This is a genomic window from Stappia sp. ES.058, assembly GCF_900105595.1.
GTDB lineage: Bacteria > Pseudomonadota > Alphaproteobacteria > Rhizobiales > Stappiaceae > Stappia.
Genome location: NZ_LT629784.1, coordinates 1,756,898 through 1,776,045, shown reverse-complemented (window position 1 = coordinate 1,776,045; position 19,148 = coordinate 1,756,898). Strand labels below are relative to the sequence as shown.

The 19,148-nt window shown below is 62.5% G+C and carries 16 protein-coding genes; 9 read left to right on the top strand and 7 right to left on the bottom strand.

The genetic code is table 11. The features are described 5' to 3' along the window. Nucleotides 1–84: 84 nt before the first annotated feature. From BLU32_RS08280 to BLU32_RS08265, 4 genes are all read right to left on the bottom strand, one after another. Nucleotides 85–939, bottom strand: coding sequence for an MliC family protein (locus BLU32_RS08280; RefSeq protein WP_093806062.1), 855 nt, complete (start codon nucleotides 937–939; stop codon nucleotides 85–87). Continuing rightward, nucleotides 936–3,275, bottom strand: a complete 2,340-nt coding sequence (locus tag BLU32_RS08275; protein ID WP_093806060.1) for a hypothetical protein — start codon at nucleotides 3,273–3,275, stop codon at nucleotides 936–938. Before BLU32_RS08275 ends, BLU32_RS08280 begins: the two co-directional genes overlap by 4 nt. A 91-nt stretch (nucleotides 3,276–3,366) precedes the next feature. Beyond that, nucleotides 3,367–5,718, bottom strand: a complete 2,352-nt coding sequence (locus BLU32_RS08270) for a hypothetical protein (RefSeq protein WP_093806058.1) — start codon at nucleotides 5,716–5,718, stop codon at nucleotides 3,367–3,369. Between the two features lie 334 nt (nucleotides 5,719–6,052). Beyond that, nucleotides 6,053–6,595, bottom strand: a complete 543-nt coding sequence (locus tag BLU32_RS08265) for a hypothetical protein (RefSeq protein ID WP_157727578.1) — start codon at nucleotides 6,593–6,595, stop codon at nucleotides 6,053–6,055. A gap of 222 nt (nucleotides 6,596–6,817) precedes the next feature. On the opposite strand from BLU32_RS08265, the gene BLU32_RS08260 reads away from it, so the two are divergent. From BLU32_RS08260 to BLU32_RS08230, 7 genes are all read left to right on the top strand, one after another. Continuing rightward, a complete protein-coding gene (locus BLU32_RS08260; protein ID WP_093806054.1) occupies nucleotides 6,818–8,041 on the top strand; it encodes an SH3 domain-containing protein in 1,224 nt (407 codons plus the stop codon). A gap of 20 nt (nucleotides 8,042–8,061) precedes the next feature. Continuing rightward, on the top strand, nucleotides 8,062–9,006 hold the full coding sequence (locus tag BLU32_RS08255) for a hypothetical protein (RefSeq protein ID WP_157727576.1): 945 nt from the start codon (nucleotides 8,062–8,064) through the stop codon (nucleotides 9,004–9,006). 72 nt (nucleotides 9,007–9,078) lie between these two features. Next, nucleotides 9,079–9,984 carry a hypothetical protein gene (locus BLU32_RS08250; protein ID WP_157727575.1) on the top strand — a complete coding sequence of 302 codons (906 nt, stop codon included), beginning with the start codon at nucleotides 9,079–9,081 and terminating at the stop codon, nucleotides 9,982–9,984. A 254-nt stretch (nucleotides 9,985–10,238) separates the two neighbouring features. Then, entirely contained in the window at nucleotides 10,239–10,511 is a 273-nt protein-coding gene (locus BLU32_RS08245) for a hypothetical protein (protein ID WP_093810761.1), read from the top strand. A 382-nt stretch (nucleotides 10,512–10,893) separates the two neighbouring features. Continuing rightward, nucleotides 10,894–11,856 (top strand): TAXI family TRAP transporter solute-binding subunit, encoded by a 963-nt coding sequence (locus BLU32_RS08240; RefSeq protein ID WP_093810759.1) that lies wholly within the window; start codon nucleotides 10,894–10,896, stop codon nucleotides 11,854–11,856. 102 nt (nucleotides 11,857–11,958) lie between these two features. Further along, complete coding sequence (locus tag BLU32_RS08235; protein ID WP_093806048.1) at nucleotides 11,959–14,790, top strand: TRAP transporter permease; 2,832 nt, start codon at nucleotides 11,959–11,961, stop codon at nucleotides 14,788–14,790. Next, complete coding sequence (locus BLU32_RS08230) at nucleotides 14,787–15,224, top strand: universal stress protein (RefSeq protein WP_093806046.1); 438 nt, start codon at nucleotides 14,787–14,789, stop codon at nucleotides 15,222–15,224. Before BLU32_RS08235 ends, BLU32_RS08230 begins: the two co-directional genes overlap by 4 nt. Nucleotides 15,225–15,290: 66 nt before the next feature. Here BLU32_RS08230 and BLU32_RS08225 read toward each other — a convergent pair whose 3' ends face one another. From BLU32_RS08225 to BLU32_RS08215, 3 genes are all read right to left on the bottom strand, one after another. After that, nucleotides 15,291–16,382, bottom strand: a complete 1,092-nt coding sequence (locus BLU32_RS08225) for a YeeE/YedE family protein (protein ID WP_093806044.1) — start codon at nucleotides 16,380–16,382, stop codon at nucleotides 15,291–15,293. An 82-nt stretch (nucleotides 16,383–16,464) separates the two neighbouring features. Then, on the bottom strand, nucleotides 16,465–16,797 hold the full coding sequence (locus BLU32_RS08220) for a metalloregulator ArsR/SmtB family transcription factor (RefSeq protein WP_172838545.1): 333 nt from the start codon (nucleotides 16,795–16,797) through the stop codon (nucleotides 16,465–16,467). Nucleotides 16,798–16,937: 140 nt separating this feature from the next. After that, nucleotides 16,938–17,360 carry a transcriptional regulator gene (locus BLU32_RS08215; RefSeq protein WP_208976999.1) on the bottom strand — a complete coding sequence of 141 codons (423 nt, stop codon included), beginning with the start codon at nucleotides 17,358–17,360 and terminating at the stop codon, nucleotides 16,938–16,940. 278 nt (nucleotides 17,361–17,638) lie between these two features. Here BLU32_RS08215 and BLU32_RS08210 point away from each other — a divergent pair, with 278 nt between their 5' ends. After that, nucleotides 17,639–18,376, top strand: coding sequence for a cytochrome c biogenesis CcdA family protein (locus BLU32_RS08210; RefSeq protein ID WP_093806040.1), 738 nt, complete (start codon nucleotides 17,639–17,641; stop codon nucleotides 18,374–18,376). A gap of 252 nt (nucleotides 18,377–18,628) precedes the next feature. After that, the gene (gene soxX, locus BLU32_RS08205; protein ID WP_093806038.1) at nucleotides 18,629–19,084 is read left to right on the top strand and encodes a sulfur oxidation c-type cytochrome SoxX; all 456 of its coding nucleotides are present in this window, start codon (nucleotides 18,629–18,631) and stop codon (nucleotides 19,082–19,084) included. Nucleotides 19,085–19,148: the final 64 nt, after the last annotated feature.

Here is a 19,148-nt window from a genome sequence, read left to right as displayed (position 1 = left end):
GGAGGACGAATTCCGCCCTGACGACCGGCAAACCTTCGAAATGGAATCGCGAAGGTTCAACGACCGGCATATGAAGGGCGCCGGCTACTCCGTTGCTGATGAGCAGGTGCGACCTTCTCCGGCCATTTCCAGGAAGGCATCGTCACCCTTGGTGTGAAGCCTGATCGGTCCGCCGACATACAATGCGCCGGAGGCCGAGATTTCCTGGATCAGCTGCACCGTGGTGCCGGCCACCGTGAGTTCCGCTGTCGAATAGGACCGGGAATTGTCGAAGCGCGCCGAGAAGGTCGATCCGTCTTCACATTCGTAGAGGATGGGTTCTGACAGTTCGGACGGCGTGCTTGCGTCGAAGGCGTCGAAATAGTCGATGCATTGCTCGCGCAATTTCTGAACGCCTGCAGAAACACCGCGAAGCGGCGTATAGCGGAAATCGCGATCCGCTTCGTCGGCGACATGAAAGGTGAGGGAAGGGGTCTCCCGTTTCATCACCGTCCAGAAGTCGTCGTTCAGGGCAACCCGCACGACGATGCCGGCCACCTCGCTGCCGATCATCCGCACGTTGCCGGAATAAGTCGCCTCATAGTCTCCGGAGCCGAAAGCCACGTCGACCGGATCTCCGTTCTCGCGTTCCCCGAAGTCGAGGGACAGAACCACCTCGACGCCGGGACCTCGACGCCCGGACATGCAACTTGCGGTGAAAAGATAGGCGTCGGTTTCCGGGATTGCATAGGACAGTGCGGTGGTCGACCGCCCACGGTCGTCGGTGAAGGTATTGAGCGACCAGACCAGTCCGTCCGGATTTTCCGGTCCGAACGTCTCCGCCTGCACCGGCGAGGTCAAGCTTGCGAAAACCGCGAGACAGCAAACCGCAGCCGAAGCCGCAAGCCCGCGTGCGTGGCTTGCGCTCCGGCTTTCCAGGGAATGCGCCCAGAGGGTCATTCTTGCCCTCCCAGCGGAGCGTCGGCTCGATCGTAGTTGTTATTGCCGCCATCCAGAGGCGTGTTTGCGCGATCGTAGGGGTTGTTGGGCCCGTTCTGGGGGCGGGGCTGGCCACGCCGGACCGGCAAGTCCTGATACCCGGAGTTTGCGCCATTGCCCGCATTCAGGGGCAGATCCTGGTAGCCGCCGTTGCCGGCGTTCGCAGGCAGGTTCTGGTAGCCCCCGTTTCCGGCGTTGGCGGGGAGGTTCTGGTAGCCGCCGTTGCCGGCGTTGGCCGGAAGGTTCTGGTAGCCGTCCTGTCCATTGCCGGGCCGCGCGGCGGGCCGGTCGTAGGCGTTTGGCGCGTTGTTGTCATTCGGGCGCATGAGATCGTCGTTCAAACGCTCGTATCCGCCGCCCGCGCCGGCGTTCTGCGGCTGGTTGGGGTTGAGCCGTGCGTCCTGGTAATTGGGATCGGGGCGCAGGTTGGGCCGCTGGTACTGCGGCACGTTGCCGTTCTGCGGCTGGTTCGGATTGAGCCGCGCGTCCTGATAGTTGGGATCGGGGCGCAGATTGGGACGCTGATACTGCGGCGTGTTCGCATAGACCGGGCGGATACCATCGGGAACTTGCGGTCGCGCGCCCGGCTGGCCGGGATTTGCCTGGTACTGTCCAACGGAAACGCCGGGCCGCTGGTAGGGAGAGCCCGCAATATCGAGCGGCGCGTAGTTGCCGTCGTTCGCGTTGGCGTTTCCGGCGTTTGCCGGAAGGTTCTGGTAGCCGCCGTTGCCGGCATTCGCAGGCAGGTTCTGATAGCCGCCGTTGCCGGCGTTTGCGGGGAGGTTCTGGTAACCTCCGTTTCCGGCGTTGGCGGGCAGGTTCTGGTAGCCGCCGTTGCCGGCGTTGGCCGGAAGGTTCTGGTAGCCGTCCTGTCCATTGCCCGGCCGCGCGGCGGGCCGGTCGTAGGCATTTGGCGCGTTGTTGTCATTCGGGCGCATGAGATCGTCGTTCAAACGCTCGTATCCGCCGCCCGCGCCGGCGTTCTGCGGCTGGTTGGGGTTGAGCCGTGCGTCCTGGTAATTGGGATCGGGGCGCAGGTTGGGCCGCTGGTACTGCGGCACGTTGCCGTTCTGCGGCTGGTTCGGATTGAGCCGCGCGTCCTGATAGTTGGGATCGGGGCGCAGATTGGGACGCTGATACTGCGGCGTGTTCGCATAGACCGGGCGGATACCATCGGGAACTTGCGGTCGCGCGCCCGGCTGGCCGGGATTTGCCTGGTACTGTCCAACGGAAACGCCGGGCCGCTGGTAGGGAGAGCCCGCAATATCGAGCGGCGCGTAGTTGCCGTCGTTCGCGTTGGCGTTTCCGGCGTTTGCCGGAAGGTTCTGGTAGCCGCCGTTGCCGGCATTCGCAGGCAGGTTCTGATAGCCGCCGTTGCCGGCGTTTGCGGGGAGGTTCTGGTAACCTCCGTTTCCGGCGTTGGCGGGCAGGTTCTGGTAGCCGCCGTTGTCGGCCGGCCTCAGCGGGAGGTCCTGGTAGGACTGATTGCCCTGGCCCGCGGGTCTCAACGGGAGATCCTGATAGGCCTGGTTGCCATTGTCGGCAGGCCTCAGGGGAAGGTCCTGATAGCCGGCGTTCAGCCCGCTGCGTACGGCATTGCGTCTTTGCAGCTGCGGGCGGTTCGGCGCGGGGGCGAGGTCATAGCCACCTTTGTTGGCCGCAGCGCCCGGCGCGTTGTTCGGGGCGGGGGCGAGGTCATAACCGCCGTTGTTGGCCGCAGCACCCGAAGCGTTGTTCGGTGCGGGGGCACGATCGTAGCCCCCGTTGTTGGCCCTGTTTGCCGGCGCCTTGTCGTAGGGGCCGTTGGGGAACCGCGGCGGGGGAGCGACGTCGTATCCGCTTCCGCCGGACCCGGCGTAGCCGCCGGACGAATTTCCGTCGTAGCCGCTTCCGGAACCGTTGTTGTTGTTGCGTCCTTGCGGGACCCGGCCGTACCGGTCGTTGCCGCCGCCCTGGCTGCCGGAGGCGTTGCTGCCGTTGTCGCGCGGGACGTCGCCGGACGAGCCGCCGTCGTATCCGTTCGATCGACTGGACACTCCGCTCCCCGAACGGCTGAAGCTCCCCGACCGTCCGCTTCCGCTGGAACTGTCATTGCTTCTGTTGCGATTGAGACGCCGGACGGTGTCGTTCACAGGCTGAACGTCGGCAGGGCCGTGACTTGCCGCCAGCGGGGACAACATCGGCCGGATCGGCAACGCGCCGGCAGGTGTGCCTGTCGTCGTCAGGACCAGCGTGCTGGCACCGGCGAGCAGAACGGCCGCGGCGCCGGAGCGTGCCAGCCCGGAGGCGGATTTCATCTGTTCCCCGCGTGCCTTGCCATCAGGAAAGAGGCAGGGCCGGGCTGAGTGGATCGAAGGATCATGCGTCATTTCGGTCTCGCCTCCAGGCTCAATTGATGTTCAGGAACGGTTTAAGCTGCGAGACGTCGAGCCGCAGATTGATATCGAACCTTCCCGGTCGCGCGAAGGTTTTCGCCTTCATCGTGTGCTTGCGTACGATGTCCTGATCTGCGAGCGACTTGGAGAAGTCCCACTTGTCCGGTCGATAGACGAACTCGAACCCGCCTTTGAACTCTTCCCACCCCGACTTGGCCTTCGACTGCTCCGCCTGGCGCACCTGGACAACGTCCAGGGCATGGAGATTGAAGCCGACGTTCATCATCACGGTGACCATGCCGTATTGACGGTGGTCCTCGTCGGCCCAGTAGACGGACTTCGGGTCGATGATGAAGATCGTATCCGTGATCAGCAACGGCATGTTCAGGGAAATCGCCTTGAGGTTGCGGACCGTGTTGGTGCTCGGCAGCCACAGGTCCTGCGGCCCGCTGTAGGTGCAGTTGTCGTCTTGTTGAATCGTGACGGAAAGACCGCACCCTTCGTAGGTATAGAGTGCGCCCTGCCTGTCCTTTTTCCCGGAAATCCGGTAGTCGTAGACCTGAAAATTCGTATTCGTCCCACGGGACTCCGAATAGTTTCCGCCAAGGGACTCGGTACTGATGTCGATGCCGCTTGTTGAATCGGAGCTCGTGCCCGCGTCCGTCACGGTGTTCTCGTTCGACGGCGAGATCTGTTCGGCCGAACCGCCGGTGGCCCAGAGGCCGACCGAGGCGTTGCCGATGTAATAGGTGTTCAGGGTATCGTCGATCGAGGGGCCTCTGCCGTTCTTGAGCATGCTCATGCTCGTGCCTTCGGAGGTCTTGACCCTGACGTAGAGCAGGTTGTTCTCCGCCCAGGCAAAGACCTCGGGCCGGATCCTCAGTTCCACTTGTTGCTCGTCGACGGTGTGGGTCCGATAGATGCCTCTGCGCATGTAAGGATAGGGTGCAACATCGAAATAATAGCGCAGGCTGTGAACCTTGCCGGGGACCGGCTCCTCGACCGTATCGACGCCCAGGCGCATGGTCATGTGATGCTGTCCCTGTCCTCCGCCGGACAGCCACGGTTTCCGCTGCAAGGCGAGACGTTGCTTTTCTTCTTCCTCGAGCTCGCGGCGCTTCTTTTCCGCCTGTTCGCGCTCGAGAGCGGAGAAATTGTCGGCCATCTCGGCAAAACTGTCGATGTTCTCCGTGATGATCCCCATCAATTCCTTCATGTCGCCGACGCTGTAGGCCATCCAGACGGCCTTGGAATTCGGATCGGTGGCGTCCTGTGAGGTCACGGTGAGGCGGCCGTTCCTGTGCGACAATGTCAGGTTCGGATTGGAGACGGACCTGAAGATCGAATAGTCGATCAGATGTGCTTCCTTCTTCCAGCGACCCGACGGGCTGTCGATCCCTTCCGGACCGAAGCGCACCTGCGTCCCGTCGCCGGCTCCCTGAGGAACAAAGAGGGCCTTGTCCGGCTCCTGCACGTTGCGGATGACGATGTGCTCCGCACCCTCGGGCTGCTCGAAGAACCAGGTGCCGGCGCTTTGGTTCTGATTGATGCCGACATACTCGAATTCGCCGTGCTGATTGATAGCCAGTGCATCTGTGCTTCCCGGGGACCACATCATGTAGGTGCTATGCGGGCTCTCGCTCCACGGCTGATTGCGGAAGGCCCGACGCTCCGGTACGGCCGCCAGTTCGGGGTTCTGCTTCGGGATGACCTCGGCATCGGTCACCGGCGGCGGCGCAGTGGGTTGAGGCGTCGGCGCTGCGAACGCGCCTTTCGGCGGTTCGGGGACCTCGTCGTCCGATCCGGGCAATTTGCCCCCGGCGGGAAGCCGGCCCGGCAGTTGCGCCTGGCGTTGTTGGCCCGGCTGTTGCTCGCCTTGCGAGGGGCGCGCCTGCTGCTGGCCGCCGGGCGGCAATTGCGTCTGGCCACCGGGTGGCAATTGCGGCTGTGCCACCGGGCCTTGTTGCGGCGGCTGGATTCCGGCGCGCGCGAGCAGGTCGGGTCCGAGCGGGATCGGGATTGTCTCGCCGATGTTGCCGACGATGCGGTGCGTTGCCAGGATCGCCTGGCCGTTGTACCCGAACGCCAGGGTTTCGGCATATCGGGTGCTGTAGTTGTAGGCCGTGTTCGGCGGGATCTGTGCCAGCAGCCGGTAGCCGCCGTTTTCGACCCTGAGGAGATCGATCGTCGCGCCTGTCCTGTTTTCGAACCGGTTCACAACGACCGCCACTTGTCCGCCCTGAGATTGTCGGGGCTGGTTTTGCGCGAGCAGGATCGGGGCATCGCGGAGCGGCACGTCGCGAATGTCCTCTTCGGCGAGAGCAGGCTGGGGAACCGTCAGGAAGGCGCAGACAATTGCAGCCATCGACACGTTCCGGTTCCAGTTTCGCTTCAATCCGCCGGATCCAGAAAAAGGTGCGGCCAAATCCACGCGGCCAAGAGTTTTATCAAGACGTTGCATTAATCCCCTCCAGATGCCGGTCGCGCTTTATGTGCTCTTTGGACAGGCAGAACGTGTTTCAGGTAAAAGATCCGACCTGACGGTTTCGGATGACGTTTTTTTCGAAGGTTTTATCTGAACTCGCCTTCCCCAAAGTAAAGTCCGAGGTGAAAGACGAGTCAAACAAGGCAAATCTTGGTCATTACCGTGCGAGGCGGTGTTTGATGGACGCCCAAGGCCGACACGAGGCAGTGTCGTGTCACCGATCGACAGGTGCACCGGGCCTGGGCGGAACCGTGTCATAGCGGGCTTCCGGCTCGTAAGCCCGTGGAACGGAGTCGTATTGCGTGAGAGGTTCGCGCATGCGCACGAAGGCCGCTTCCACCGGGGTCGCGAACTCCGGGTCGACCATGTCCATGAAGAGCTTCAGGCTGCCCTCTTCAAGGGTGGCATTCAGCTCGAAGAACTTGCCCCCATACAGGCCTCCCACACTTTCCGACCAGGCGCCGGCTCCGATGGCCACGAAGTCATCGGGGTCCTTGAAAATGAGAGCCGTCCATCCGTTACTCGCCTCGACAAGAAGCTTGGTGCCATACGAGTCGATGGGCGAGATCGTCACGGTGCAGTCCGCACAGTTGCCTGCATTGGACCAGGTCTGATGCCACCGCCCCTCCAGAGGGCTTTGCATCGAGATGGAGAGTGCCTGCGCCGTTGCAGCGGTCAGGACGGCAAAGGCGGCCGCGGCGACAAGACTTCTGAAAATCGTCGTCCTGAATTTCACCCTTGGTAGAACGTGCGTCATGGGTTCCCCCCTTCGAATGACTCAAGATGTGCGAACGTCTGATTGTTGCTGCTACGATCTTTGCCGCATATGGTGACCGATGACTTTTCACAGATCGCAAGTGTACCCTACTTTAACAAGGCGTTCATGTGACATTCATCGGGGGAAGGTCAGAAATCACGTAGGGTTGTAGCCCTCGCTGTATTTTGTAGGCTGTCGGAAAGACCTATACGGGAAGATATTATGACAAGGCTGGCGTTGTTTAAACATGGGGTCCTGCTTGCGGGGATGGTGGTGTTGGGTGCGAACGCTGCGACAGCGCAGTCGGGCGGGCAGGGGCAGCCGCAATCCCAGCGGCTTGAGCCCCTCCAGCCGCTTCAGCCCCAGCGGCAGCCGCAGTTCCAGGGACAGCCGCGACAGCAACAGCAGGCACCGTCCAACAACGGACGCGCCGCGCAAGGCGCCCAGAGCCGCGTGCAATTGCGCGTGATCAACCCGTTCTCACAGCCCGTCGATTTCTATGTCGTCGATCCGCAGTCCAATCAGCCGGAGCTTGTCGGACAAATCGCGGCGCAAGGCACGCGTGACATCAATAGCCAGCCCGGGTTGAGCTGGATTTTCGGCATCAACCGCCAGCCGGTCATGACCTATCAGACCCAGAACTTCCGGTTCCAGGAGGTGACAGTGGCGCGGGACGGGCGGCAGCGTCCCCCGCGGGTTGCCGACAACTTTCAGCCGCCGGCCAATCAGGGCTCGGGAAACCGGGGCGCGCCGCAGGGGCAGGGGCAGGGGCAGGGCCTGGCCGGCCAGCGCCCGTCCTCCCCTCCGCCGCCCGGATACGGGCAACAGCAATCCGGATACCCTCAGCAGCAACAACAGCCCGGTTTCCCTCGGCAACCCACGACAGGCGGGCAGGGTCAAAACCCGGGCTCGGTACCGCCGCCTCCCGGTTTTTCAACCGATGGGAATCCGTATTCCCAGACGCGGCCGACGGGCGACCTGACCCCGCCGCCCGGGCTTGCGAGTTCCACCCTTACCCTCAGCACCTGCGCCAGGGCGAGGCTTGGCCCCGCCGGGGCAGACATCTGCAGGTATCTCTCGCGGCTCTCCCGGGAAAACCCGCTCGCCTACGAGTTTTATCTCGCACAGGTGAAGGCCCGCCAGGAGACCCGATCGAATGCGTCGCAAACCGCCGGCCAACCGCAGACGCCCGCAAATGGCGGCGCTCTGCCCGAAGCGGCAAGCTGGGGCGGGATCGTGAGGTCCGGGCCCAGCATGCAGGCGGGACGCGTCGATAGTCTCAGCGAGGGCGAAACCATCACGCTTCTTGAAAACACCGGCGTGGAGATGAACGGCTACGACTGGTTCCGCATCCGCTATCGCGGCGATCGCACCGGGTATCAGTGGGGCGGGATCATCTGCGGGAGATTTGAGGAAATCCGGGGAGCTTTCCAGGTATGTCGATAGTTGAAACGGGGGGAATCGTCATGCCTCTTGAAGCGTCTACGCCACGACATATCGCCTCGTCGGTTCGGATCGGGTCACTCCTGCGCTCGCTGGCGGTCCTGACCGGATCGGCCTTAGCGATGGCCGGTCTGGCGGGGCCGGCCGCTTCGCAGGCGGTCGAGAACCGGGTCATGTTCTCCGCGCCGGCGCCCATCGCCGCAGTGTCGATGAACGGGGCTGCCGCCGAATGGCGCGCCATCCAGCAAAACGTCGTCGAGGTCACGATCCGCGGCGACGACACAGGGATCTCGTGCACCAACACCTTCGACTTCCGCTTCGAGGGCGCGCCGGACGGGCGCATCATTGCAAACCATTGCCACGGGGAAACCCATTTCGCGGCCGTGCCCGGCCAGACGGTCGATGCCCAGGAAAGGCATGACGGAAACGAGGATGTGGGCTTCAACGAACTGGCGCGCGGACCCGGGCCGGCGACCGGCTCGCAGCAGGCGACCGACAGGGGCGAACTGGAACTGGCGCCCGGGCCCCGGCAGAAGAGCGTCGAAGATCAGTTCAAGTGGCAATTCTCGTCGCCGGCGGGGGAGCGGCCGGTCCTCGCGCTCGCCGTTCCGGAAACCGATCAGGTCGTGCTTGTCGCGACGTGTCTTCCCGAGACGAAGCGGATAAAGACCTTCTTCCTGATGTATCCCGACGCTCTGAGCCAGGGCGCCACTCCGAAACTCACCTATCGCGTGGATGAAACCCCGCCGGTCACCTACGATCTCGGTTACGAACCGCTCCCGTTCTTCGACAACCCGAAGACGCCGGCGCTTTACACCAACTCCCGGCATTCGCTGTTCTATCTGCTGGCGAAGGGGCAGACGGTCAGGTTCGAGATGAACGGCGAGATCGCCGACACGTTTTCCCTCAGCGGGTCCGCCCGCGAAATCCGGCCGTTCCTGGAAGCCTGCCATGCGCTCGAGGGCTGACCCCCGGCACTGCGGTCTTTCCATTTGCGCCATTCACCTCAGGCATACGCTTTACACGCGGGGTTCATTCGCATGAGACTGGCAAGACTATTGGTTCCCGCCCTTGCGGCGCTCGCCGCCCTTCCTTTCCAGGTATCGACGGGGCAGGCGAGCAGCTCGGGAATGGAATGGAAGGTCTTCGTGTCGGGCCAGGGCGCGCGGCTGACCGCGACAAGCGTGCGCTCGTTCCTGGGAAGCGATGAGGTTTCGCGAAGCATTCGCTTTTCCGCGCTCTGCAATCCGCAGCAGCCCGTTCCATACCTGACCTCGGCGGTCGCGTTGCGTGATCGCAATGCAACCGTTCCCGCCCGGCACGAGCTGAGGATCGTGATGGAGAACAACGGCTACATCTCCGTGGTCGGCGATCTCGACCGCATCGCCACGGCGAACGCGCGCGACAACGTTACGCGCTACAGTTTCCCGCTTCCGGCGGTGTCTATCTTCTTTGACCTGCTGACCCGGAGCAATTCCCGGATCTATCCGATCATCAATGCCGGGTCGCTGGGCGCAGGCACGCGACTGCGTATCCGCGAGTCCGATCGTGCCAAGGTCAGTCAGTTCGTTCAGGCCTGCCAGCGCTTCGGCCCGCAAGGCGCGGCGCAGCAACGCTCGAACGCCACGCGTCCGAATGCCTGTCGCGATTATCTCAACGGACCGAATCCCTACAACAACAACGAGGCCCGCACCTATTCTCCGGAGGTCGTGAGCCGGGTCTGCGGAGATCTGCGCATGGATGTGCGTCCGGCGGCTTGTATGCACTATGTGATGAGCGGACGCGTGCCCTGGAACCGGCAGGGCGGGACCAACTGGCGGCCTGGAAACGCGGCCGATCTGTGCCGGGAAAGCCGCAGTCCCGACAGCCGGCTTTCGTGTTTCGGCAGGCAGATCAACAGCGGGGCAACCTATTCGGCCGCCATTGAAGTCTGCAGGGGGACGTAGCGGCGGGCGCCTGAAGTCCGTGCCTGCCTTTGCGGAAGTCCCGGCATTTACGCTTTGTGGACAACTCTGTGGTGGTATAGGATTTCAAGCGGAAATGGATGACGGCGTCGCTCGTGCTCACGGAGCAGGCAAGGCCTTGAAAAAGATCATTTGTTTCCAGTGCCACGATGCAGCCGGCCGACCTTGCGGTTGCAACAATGGGTGGAATGATGTCGGACACCTCAACGGACGATCCGGGTTCCAACGCGGACCCCATGGCCGGCGCTGCCGGATTTGAGTTCCTGAAGGGGCACATCGCGGCGACCATGGCGCTGATTCATGGCCTGATCGCCCAGAACGCACTTGATCGCAACGCTCTGGATGATTTTTTCACCGATTATCTTTCCGGCCTTCCCCACACCCGCGAAACACTTGCCCTGCGGCTGGTTATCGATCAATGGCGACAGGGCCTCAGGGACGGTCAGGACGAGCATCAGCTTCGCCGTCATTTCCTTGAAGTGATTTCCGGCGGCCGTCAGGGCGATTAGTTTCCGATCAAGGGATCGTTCCCGCCATGGCCTTCCCGCTTGCGCCGGCGGGAAGCGAAGGCGTGCGCGTGGGGACCTGATCCGGAAAGAGCTTGGAAAAACGAGAATTTTCAGTCTAACCTAGCGTCGACGGTGCATTTGCCGTCACGCGAGGGACGGCTCGCCGTGCCTCGCAGCGGGTTTCGAGACGAACGCAGTGTGCGTGGCGTTGCGGGGACCTGATCCAGGTGGAAGATCCACAGATCATCGGGTCGTTTCCGGATGCCACAGAACGTGATCGTCCCGGACAGTCGATCTGCTTCGACCGACCGGCACTCTGGCCGGTTGGGGCACGTCGAACCATTCAATCTGCAGCCAATAAACGGGAGGCATTGCAGTGAACATTTTCAAGACGACGACGCTCGGTCTTGCGCTGGCCGGCGGTCTCGCCTTTTCCGGCGCGGCCCAGGCCGAAACCTTCATCACCATCGGCACCGGCGGTCAGACCGGCGTCTACTATCAGGTGGGCGGCGCGATCTGCCGGCTGGTGAACCGCGGGTCGAGCGATCACGACATCAAGTGCACGCACACCACCGGCGGGTCCGTCGCCAACATCAACGGTATCCGTGCCGGCGATCTCGACATGGGCGTGGCCCAGTCGGACTGGCAGTATCATGCCTACAACGGCACGGCGCCGGACACGTTCCCGGACGGCAAGTTCGAGGAACTGCGCGCGGTATTCTCCGTGCATCCCGAGCCGTTCACCGTCGTTGCGCGCGCCGATTCCGGCATCGAGACCTTCGACGACCTGAAGGGCAAGCGAGTCAACCTCGGCAATCCGGGTTCGGGCGCACGCGCGACCTTTGAGGTCGTGATGGACAAGATGGGCTGGACCACGGACGACTTCGCGCTCGCGGCCGAGCTGAAGTCCGCCGAACAGGCTGCCGCGCTTTGCGACAACAAGATCGATGCGATCGTCTTCACCGTCGGTCACCCGGCCGGCACCATCAAGGAAGCCACGACGTCGTGCGAATCCAAGCTGATCACCGTCGACAACGATGTGATCCGCAAGCTGGTGGACGACAACGCCTTCTACGCGATGGCGACGATCCCGGGCGGCATGTACACCGGCACGGACGAAGACACCACGACCTTCGGCGTCGGCGCGACCTTCGTGTCGTCATCCAATACCTCGCCCGAGGTGATCTACGAGGTTACCAAGGCGGTGTTCGAGAACTTCGAGCGCTTCAAGAAGATGCATCCCGCCTTCGCCAATCTGAAAGAAGCCGACATGATCAAGAACAACCTGTCGGCTCCGCTTCATGAGGGTGCGGTGAAATACTACAAGGAACGCGGCTGGATGTAGTCCGGACGCCGCCGGCGCGGGAGGTCGATCCTTCCGCGCCGGCTGACTGTCCGACGTATCGAGGGCAGTGCATTGTGACGACGCGCAATTGGGGGGAGCGCAATGACCGAGGAACCTGCAAAGGGCGATTACAGTTCATCGGAACTGGATGACCTTGTCGCCTCCGTTGACACGGGCGGGCGCAATCCCGCCAATCATCAGGTTGCGCTCCTGATCTCGGGCCTGGCGCTGGCATGGTCGCTGTTCCAGCTCTGGATCGCATCGCCCTTGCCATATGTAATCGGGGTCGGCGTGTTTTCCGGAAGGGAAGCGCGACCGATACACCTCGCCTTCGCGCTGTTTCTCGCCTTTCTCGTTTTCCCGGCCTTTCGCACTTCGCCGCGCCGTTACGTTCCGGTCTACGACTGGTTGCTGGCGATCGGTGCCTCATCCTGCGCGCTCTATCTCTTCGTTTTCGACACCGAACTGGTGCAAAACCTCTTCGGGTCCCGCCTCGCGGATCGCCCCAACAATCCCAACACCACGGATGTTTTCGTCGCCGTCTTCGGCGTCATCTTTCTGCTTGAGGCGACGCGCCGATCGCTCGGCCCTCCGCTGATGATCGTGGCGATGGTCTTCCTCGGCTACACGTTCCTCGGGCCTTATGCGCCGGGCCTGCTCGCCTGGAAGGGGGCCAGCTTCAACGCGGTCGCCTACCACCAGTGGCTGTCGACCGAAGGTGTCTTCGGCATCGCGCTCGGCGTTTCCACCGATCTTGTGTTCCTGTTCGTCCTGTTCGGCGCGTTGCTCGACAAGGCGGGCGCCGGCAACTACTTCATCAAGGTTGCCTTTTCGCTCATGGGCCACTTCAGCGGCGGCCCGGCGAAAGCTGCGGTTGTCGCCTCGGGCATGACCGGCCTGATTTCCGGATCATCGATTGCCAATGTGGTGACGACCGGCACCTTCACAATTCCCATGATGCGCCGCGTCGGCTTTTCGCGTGAAAAGGCGGGCGCCGTCGAGGTCGCATCGTCGGTGAACGGGCAGATCATGCCGCCTGTGATGGGTGCGGCCGCGTTCCTGATGGTCGAATATATCGGCATTTCCTATTTCGAGGTGGTCAAGCACGCCTTCCTGCCGGCGATCATCTCCTACATCGCGCTGGTTTATATCGTTCACCTGGAAGCGCTGAAGCAGGGGATGGAAGGCCTGCCGCGTGCAGGCGAAGTCAAGCCGCTCAAGTGGGCGCTGCTGTCGTTTGCGATCACCATTGCGGTTCTGATGGCCGCCGCCAGCGGGGTCTACTATCTGTTTCTGGCTTTCCAGGCGCTTGGATCGTCGGAAATGCGCCTGCTTGCGATCGCGATCGTGCTGGCGATCCTGTTTGCCTTCGTGAAACTGGTGCAGGCGCGCACCGACGCGTCGACCCGCGGCCGCATCCTGTCGACGGGCGCAATGGTCCTTGGCGGATCGGCCGTCGTCGCTTTCGGCCTGTTCTATTTCATGGATATCCTGCAATCGCTGGCCGGCGAGGCGACGCTCTGGGTCGTTTCCATCCTGATCATCGGGGTTTATGTCGGGCTTGTCCGGTTCTGTTCGGTCTTTCCCAAACTGGAAATGGACGATCCGAACGAGCCGGTCGTGCAACTTCCGGAGCCCGGCCCGACGGTGAAGTCCGGCCTCCATTTCCTGCTGCCGGTGTTCGTTCTGATCTGGTGTTTGATGGTGGAGCGGCTGTCGCCGTCGCTGTCCGCATTCTGGGCGACTGCCCTGATGATCTTCATCCTGCTGACCCAGCGTCCGCTCTTTGCAATGTTCCGCGGCCAGGACCTTGGCGGAACCGTTGGGCAAGGCTGGTCTGAACTTATCGACGGAATGATCTCCGGTGCGCGCAACATGATCGGCATCGGCATTGCAACGGCTGCGGCCGGCATCATCGTTGGCGCCGTGTCGCAGACCGGTGTCGGTGCCGTGCTTGCCGCACTGGTGGAGTTCCTCAGCCAGGGGCAGATCCTGCTGATCCTGCTGTTCACCGCGGTCCTCAGCCTGATCCTGGGCATGGGCCTGCCGACGACGGCCAATTACATCGTGGTGTCCTCGCTTCTGGCGCCGGTGATTGTCGCGCTCGGGCAGCAGAACGGGCTGATCGTGCCGCTGATCGCGGTGCATCTCTTTGTGTTCTATTTCGGCATCATGGCGGATGTGACGCCCCCGGTCGGGCTTGCCTCCTTCGCGGCCGCCGCCGTGTCGGGCGGCGATCCGATCCGCACGGGGTTCGTGGCGTTCTTCTATTCGCTTCGCACCGCGCTGCTGCCGTTCCTGTTCATCTTCAACACCGATCTGCTCCTGATCGATGTCACTTTCATGGAAGGGGTGATCGTCTTCATTGTGGCGACCGCCGCGATCCTCGTCTTCACGGCCGGCGCGCAAGGCGTGTTCCTCGTGCGCTCGCGTCTCTGGGAATCGGCGGCGCTGATCCTGATCGCCTTCACGTTGTTCCGGCCCGGATTCTGGATGGACATGGTCTATCCGCCGTTCAACCAGATCGATCCGGTGAACATTGAGGAAGCGATCGGCAACGCTCCGCCTGGATCGGAACTCCGCGCGACCGTGGATGCGTTCGACGATGTCGGTGATCCGATCACCTTGACGATGATGATTCCGGTCGGGAGCGAACCAACCGGCGCGGAGCGGCTCGAGGCCTTCGGCCTGGAGATCCTCATCCAGGACGGCTCGCTCATCGTCGACAATGCCGTCTACGATTCACCGGCGCAGGCCGCGGGCTTCGATTTCGACCAGACCGTCAAGTCGCTTGCCGTTGCCAGTTCCCAGCCGCCGCGCGAGTTGTTCTATTTTCCCGCTCTTGCGTTGCTCGGGGCGATTTACATGCTGCAGCGCCGGCGTCGGCGGGACGCTGCGGATCTGCGGGCGGCCGCGAAGGGGGAAACGGCATGAGTGCGCTGTTCAAGCATGTCCTGGCCTGCGTCGACCTTGGTGATGTGGACTCGTCCAAACAGGTCGTTCTGGCCGCGCGGGAGATCATGTCTCCGGACAGCATCCTGCATATCTTCACCGCCGTTCCCGATTTCGGACGCTCCATCGTGGGATCGTTCTTTCCCGACGATTTCGAGACGACGGCGATCGACAAGACGCGTGAGGAACTGCACGGCTTCATCGATGAACAGGTTCCCGAAGGCATCCGGGTCCAGGCGGTGATCGGCCACGGCAATATCTACGAGGAAATCCTCGTCGCTGCGGAAAAGGTGGAGGCGGATCTGATCGTGATCGGTTCGCACCGTCCCGAGCTCAAGGATTACCTGCTTGGCCCCAATGCTGCGCGTGTCGTGCGGCACGCGCCGATCTCGGTGTTGGTGGTGCGTAAGACCTGATTGCGCGACGAATGCTTCCTTGACGTTTGAGGGTCTTGCGATCCGCGTCGTTCGTGGCACAGGTCCTTACAGATCTCGCGAGAATGCATGCGCGGCGAACATGCCGCGCAGACTTCCCTCAATGAGCCACGCGAGCCCGATCCTTGCGCCGATGGCGATCGAGATCATCACGACGGGTGCGGAGACCGACAGTGTCGAGGCGGCGGTAATGCCCTGGCCGATGGTGCAGCCGAAGGCCATCACGCCACCGGTTCCCATCAAAAACGCGCCGACGATGTGCCGGCGCAATTCGCGGACATCGTCACAGGCTTCCCAGCGGAACTCGCGCTTGAACAGCGCGCCGCCGAGCGCACCGGCCGTGACGCCAAGGACCGACCCGACGCCAAAGGTCACGGTCGCGCCGCTGAACGTCATCAGGTAGACCAGCGTGTCGCCGAGCGGGCGTACGAAGGTGAAGGATTCCAGGCGTTGCGGCGCGAAGGGGTCGCTGCCGACGAGGCCGGTGGCCAGCCATCCGCCGACAATCGCCAGCCCGACTGCGACGCCGCTGACGACCAGGCGGGTTTCTGCCCGAAAACCGGCGTCCTTCAGGGCCCATGTCGCAAGACCGGCAGCGGCGAACAGGCCGATGAGTGGGCCGCTGTCCATTCCCGTTAATGCGTCGAAAATGCTGTTGAGGGCCATGCCGCCGGTGCCGTCGAAGGACAGGATCCAGGGATCGATCACGGCCTGTCGCACCACGCCCGTCAGTCCGCGCATGGCCATATAGGCGGACACCGCCATGACCAGGAACGTGACCACCGCCCGCAGGTCGCCGCCGCCGATGCGGGCGAGCGTCCCGTAGCCGCAGGTGCCGACAAGCGCCATGCCGATGCCGAACATCAACCCGCCAAGTACCGCTCCCAGCCACGGAAATCCGCTGCTGAGATAGATCGAATGGTGAAAATCCAGAACGCCGGCGTAGGCGAGGCATTGTGAAAGCGCGGTTGCCACCGCGATAGCGAGAGCCCAGCTGCGGAGCCGCCGCCGGTCGCCTCCGAGAAAGGCATCCTCGAAGGCGCCCATCGTACAGAACCGCCCGACGCGCGCGGCAAGGCCGAGCACGAGCCCGCCGCCGAAGCCGTAGAGTGAAATTATTTGTGCCGTGCCAACGTCCATTGGTCGCGCCTCCCGATCGCGCCGTCACCGGATGTGTCGCGTCACCTCTTTGCGGGTCTTGCGCGTGTCGGCCGACCTTGGGTCAGTCCCGACAGAAAACATCGTAGACGGATTCAATGATCTTCCGCGCATCCTCGTTTGCCAAGCTGTAAAACACGGTCTTTCCCTCTCGGCGGGTGGAAACGAGATTGTCCATACGCAAACGCGCCAGTTGCTGGGACACCGTCGGCTGGCGCAATGAGAGAAGGGATTCCAGTTCGGTAACGGATTTCTCGCCCTCTGCCAGAATGCACAGGATCAGCAAGCGGCTTTCATGGGCGATCGCCTTGAGGAAATCGCTTGCCGTTTTCGCACGGTCGATGATCTTCTCGAGGTCGGAAGAACACTCGAGATCCTGAGTGCTTGGAAGGGACACGTCGTAATCCTTGTCGTTCGTCTGGCGTGACGGGTGTGGCGTAAAACCGAATTGCGGTCGGGGTTCGAACGCAGATTGACCGTCTCCTTGTGCGACCAGCATATAACGGCAACCGGGCGCGCAGGGAAGGCGAGGGCACGTTACCCGGGCGACGGATTGCGCGACTGCCCGTCTATTGCACGCGCCGCGCCCTGTTTGAGCTTGTCGATCATCTGGCCGAGCAGGCCCCAGAAGAAATCCTCGCCCGGATAGCCGCGGATCCGTCCATACTCGCGTCCGTCGTGCACAAGGGCAAAACTGGGGGTGAACACCTCCGGGCGCAGCCAGGTCAGATCATCCGGCATGGGTTCGTGAATGTCGACGCGGCGCAAGGGCGCCATGCGACCTTCCTCTGTCTTTGGGTAGATCGATCCGATCTCCGTGTTCCAGCGCTCGCACCATTCGCATCCACGCTGCTCGAACATCACAAGTTCCGCCGCCCTGGCGGAATGCGGTGGTTCGGCGATCGCTGCCGTCAGCAGGACGACAGCGGCAAGGACGAGTGTTCGTGAACGTTGAAGCATATGAGTGATCATGGGTCGTCGCGGCTTGTGGGGTTTTCGCATTGTGGATCCAGCGTATCGCGGCAGTGTAGCGCAAAAGTGGTGGATCATATGCAAAAATAGGAATACGAAGATGGGGCGTGACGTCACATTGTCGTGTGATGAGGGGAGCGGCACGGTGCACCTTACGTCAAACGCGATATGTTGCTCCTCCCGAATCCAGTCTTGTCCGCATTGACCGATGCGGCTCGACCGCACCCCGGGGATGCTTTCATTCCGACCGCGAACGGACCCGCTTCATGTTTCAAGAAGTCACAATCGTCGGCTCGTTTCTCGCTGGCCTCCTGTCATTCGTATCGCCCTGCGTGCTGCCGCTCGTGCCGCCATACCTGGGCTTTCTTGCGGGTGTGTCGCTCGATGAACTCACGGGGGAAGGGGTGGAACGCGCCGATCCCCGCCGCGTCTTCTTCGCGTCGCTCGCCTTCGTCCTCGGCTTCTCGACCGTGTTTGTCGCGCTGGGGGCGAGCGCTTCCTTCATCGGGCAGTTTGTCACGCAGTACATTCAGGTTTTCGGCTACATCGCCGGCGTTGCGATTATCGTGATGGGTCTGCATTTCCTTGGTGTGTTCCGCATCGGTCTGCTGTACCGCGAGGCGCGGGTGCATGTGGAGCGCAAGCCCGCCGGCCTGATTGGCGCCTATGTGATCGGCCTGGCCTTCGCCTTCGGCTGGACGCCCTGCGTCGGTCCGATCCTCGCGGCGATCCTGTTCGTCGCCGGCAGCGAGGAATCGGTGCTTCAGGGTGCGACGTTGCTCGGGGCCTATGCGTTGGGAATCGGTGTGCCGTTCCTCGTCGCCGGGATGTTCGCCGGGCCGTTCATGCGGTTCATGTCACGGTTTCGCAGGCACATGGTCACGGTGGAGCGTGTGATGGGGGTGGTGCTCATTCTGACGGGCGTCGCCTTCATGACCGGGCAGATGGCAGCGCTGTCGTTCTGGTTGCTCGAGACCTTTCCAACGCTTGGCACAATCGGCTGACATTCCACGGCTTTTCGGATCTCTTTGAAAAGGCTGCCGTATGTCATTCGGCGGCGTCGAACCGGTTCCGCCGCTCTTCCGGTCGTCGGATGGGCAATTCCGGGGTCCCCCGACTTTCGATGTATTCTGATAATCGAATATGTGAATTGATCGGGGACGAGGATGCTGCTACGTTTGGGTACGCGTCGTGGATCAGCGGCCGATCAAAAAAATCAAAGGCCGGGTTCGCCGGCAGAGGGAAGGAAAACGCCCATGAGTGTCATTCGTCCAGGCATGGCAGCTGCCTGCGTGCTTCTGCTCGGAGTTGCCACGGCCTCCGCAAGTGATGTGGCCTCCTACGAGGTCGTGGACGGGACGATCCCCCAGCCCTTGACGGATGTTCCAGGAGATCCGGTTGCCGGCAAGCAGGCGGTTATCAATCGCAAGCTCGGCAATTGCTTGGCCTGCCACACCGCTTCGGATCTGTCGAGCGAGCCGTTTCACGGCGAAGTCGGCCCCCCGCTCGACGGTGTCGCCGATCGCTGGGACGAGGCATCGCTGCGGATGCTCGTCGTCAACGCCAAGACGGTCTACGACGGCACGATCATGCCGGCCTTTCACCGCGTTGAGGGGCTGAACCTTGTCATGGACCGCTTTGCCGACAAGCCGATTCTCACCGCACAGCAGGTTGAAGACGTCGTCGCTTACCTGAAGACCCTTTCGGACTGAGAGACGCGCAACGAATGCACTTGCCCGCGGAGCGGGCGGGTCCGATCAGAATGAGGATGCAGAG

Bases quoted from the DNA above. Each gene is read 5' to 3' on its own strand.
- BLU32_RS08280 (WP_093806062.1), bottom strand. From the start codon at position 939: ATGACCCTCTGGGCGCATTCCCTGGAAAGCCGGAGCGCAAGCCACGCA.
- BLU32_RS08275 (WP_093806060.1), bottom strand. From the start codon at position 3,275: ATGAAATCCGCCTCCGGGCTGGCACGCTCCGGCGCCGCGGCCGTTCTG.
- BLU32_RS08270 (WP_093806058.1), bottom strand. From the start codon at position 5,718: ATGGCTGCAATTGTCTGCGCCTTCCTGACGGTTCCCCAGCCTGCTCTC.
- BLU32_RS08265 (WP_157727578.1), bottom strand. From the start codon at position 6,595: ATGACGCACGTTCTACCAAGGGTGAAATTCAGGACGACGATTTTCAGA.
- BLU32_RS08260 (WP_093806054.1), top strand. From the start codon at position 6,818: ATGACAAGGCTGGCGTTGTTTAAACATGGGGTCCTGCTTGCGGGGATG.
- BLU32_RS08255 (WP_157727576.1), top strand. From the start codon at position 8,062: ATGCCTCTTGAAGCGTCTACGCCACGACATATCGCCTCGTCGGTTCGG.
- BLU32_RS08250 (WP_157727575.1), top strand. From the start codon at position 9,079: ATGAGACTGGCAAGACTATTGGTTCCCGCCCTTGCGGCGCTCGCCGCC.
- BLU32_RS08245 (WP_093810761.1), top strand. From the start codon at position 10,239: ATGGCCGGCGCTGCCGGATTTGAGTTCCTGAAGGGGCACATCGCGGCG.
- BLU32_RS08235 (WP_093806048.1), top strand. From the start codon at position 11,959: ATGACCGAGGAACCTGCAAAGGGCGATTACAGTTCATCGGAACTGGAT.
- BLU32_RS08230 (WP_093806046.1), top strand. From the start codon at position 14,787: ATGAGTGCGCTGTTCAAGCATGTCCTGGCCTGCGTCGACCTTGGTGAT.
- BLU32_RS08225 (WP_093806044.1), bottom strand. From the start codon at position 16,382: ATGGACGTTGGCACGGCACAAATAATTTCACTCTACGGCTTCGGCGGC.
- BLU32_RS08215 (WP_208976999.1), bottom strand. From the start codon at position 17,360: ATGCTTCAACGTTCACGAACACTCGTCCTTGCCGCTGTCGTCCTGCTG.
- BLU32_RS08210 (WP_093806040.1), top strand. From the start codon at position 17,639: ATGTTTCAAGAAGTCACAATCGTCGGCTCGTTTCTCGCTGGCCTCCTG.
- soxX (WP_093806038.1), top strand. From the start codon at position 18,629: ATGAGTGTCATTCGTCCAGGCATGGCAGCTGCCTGCGTGCTTCTGCTC.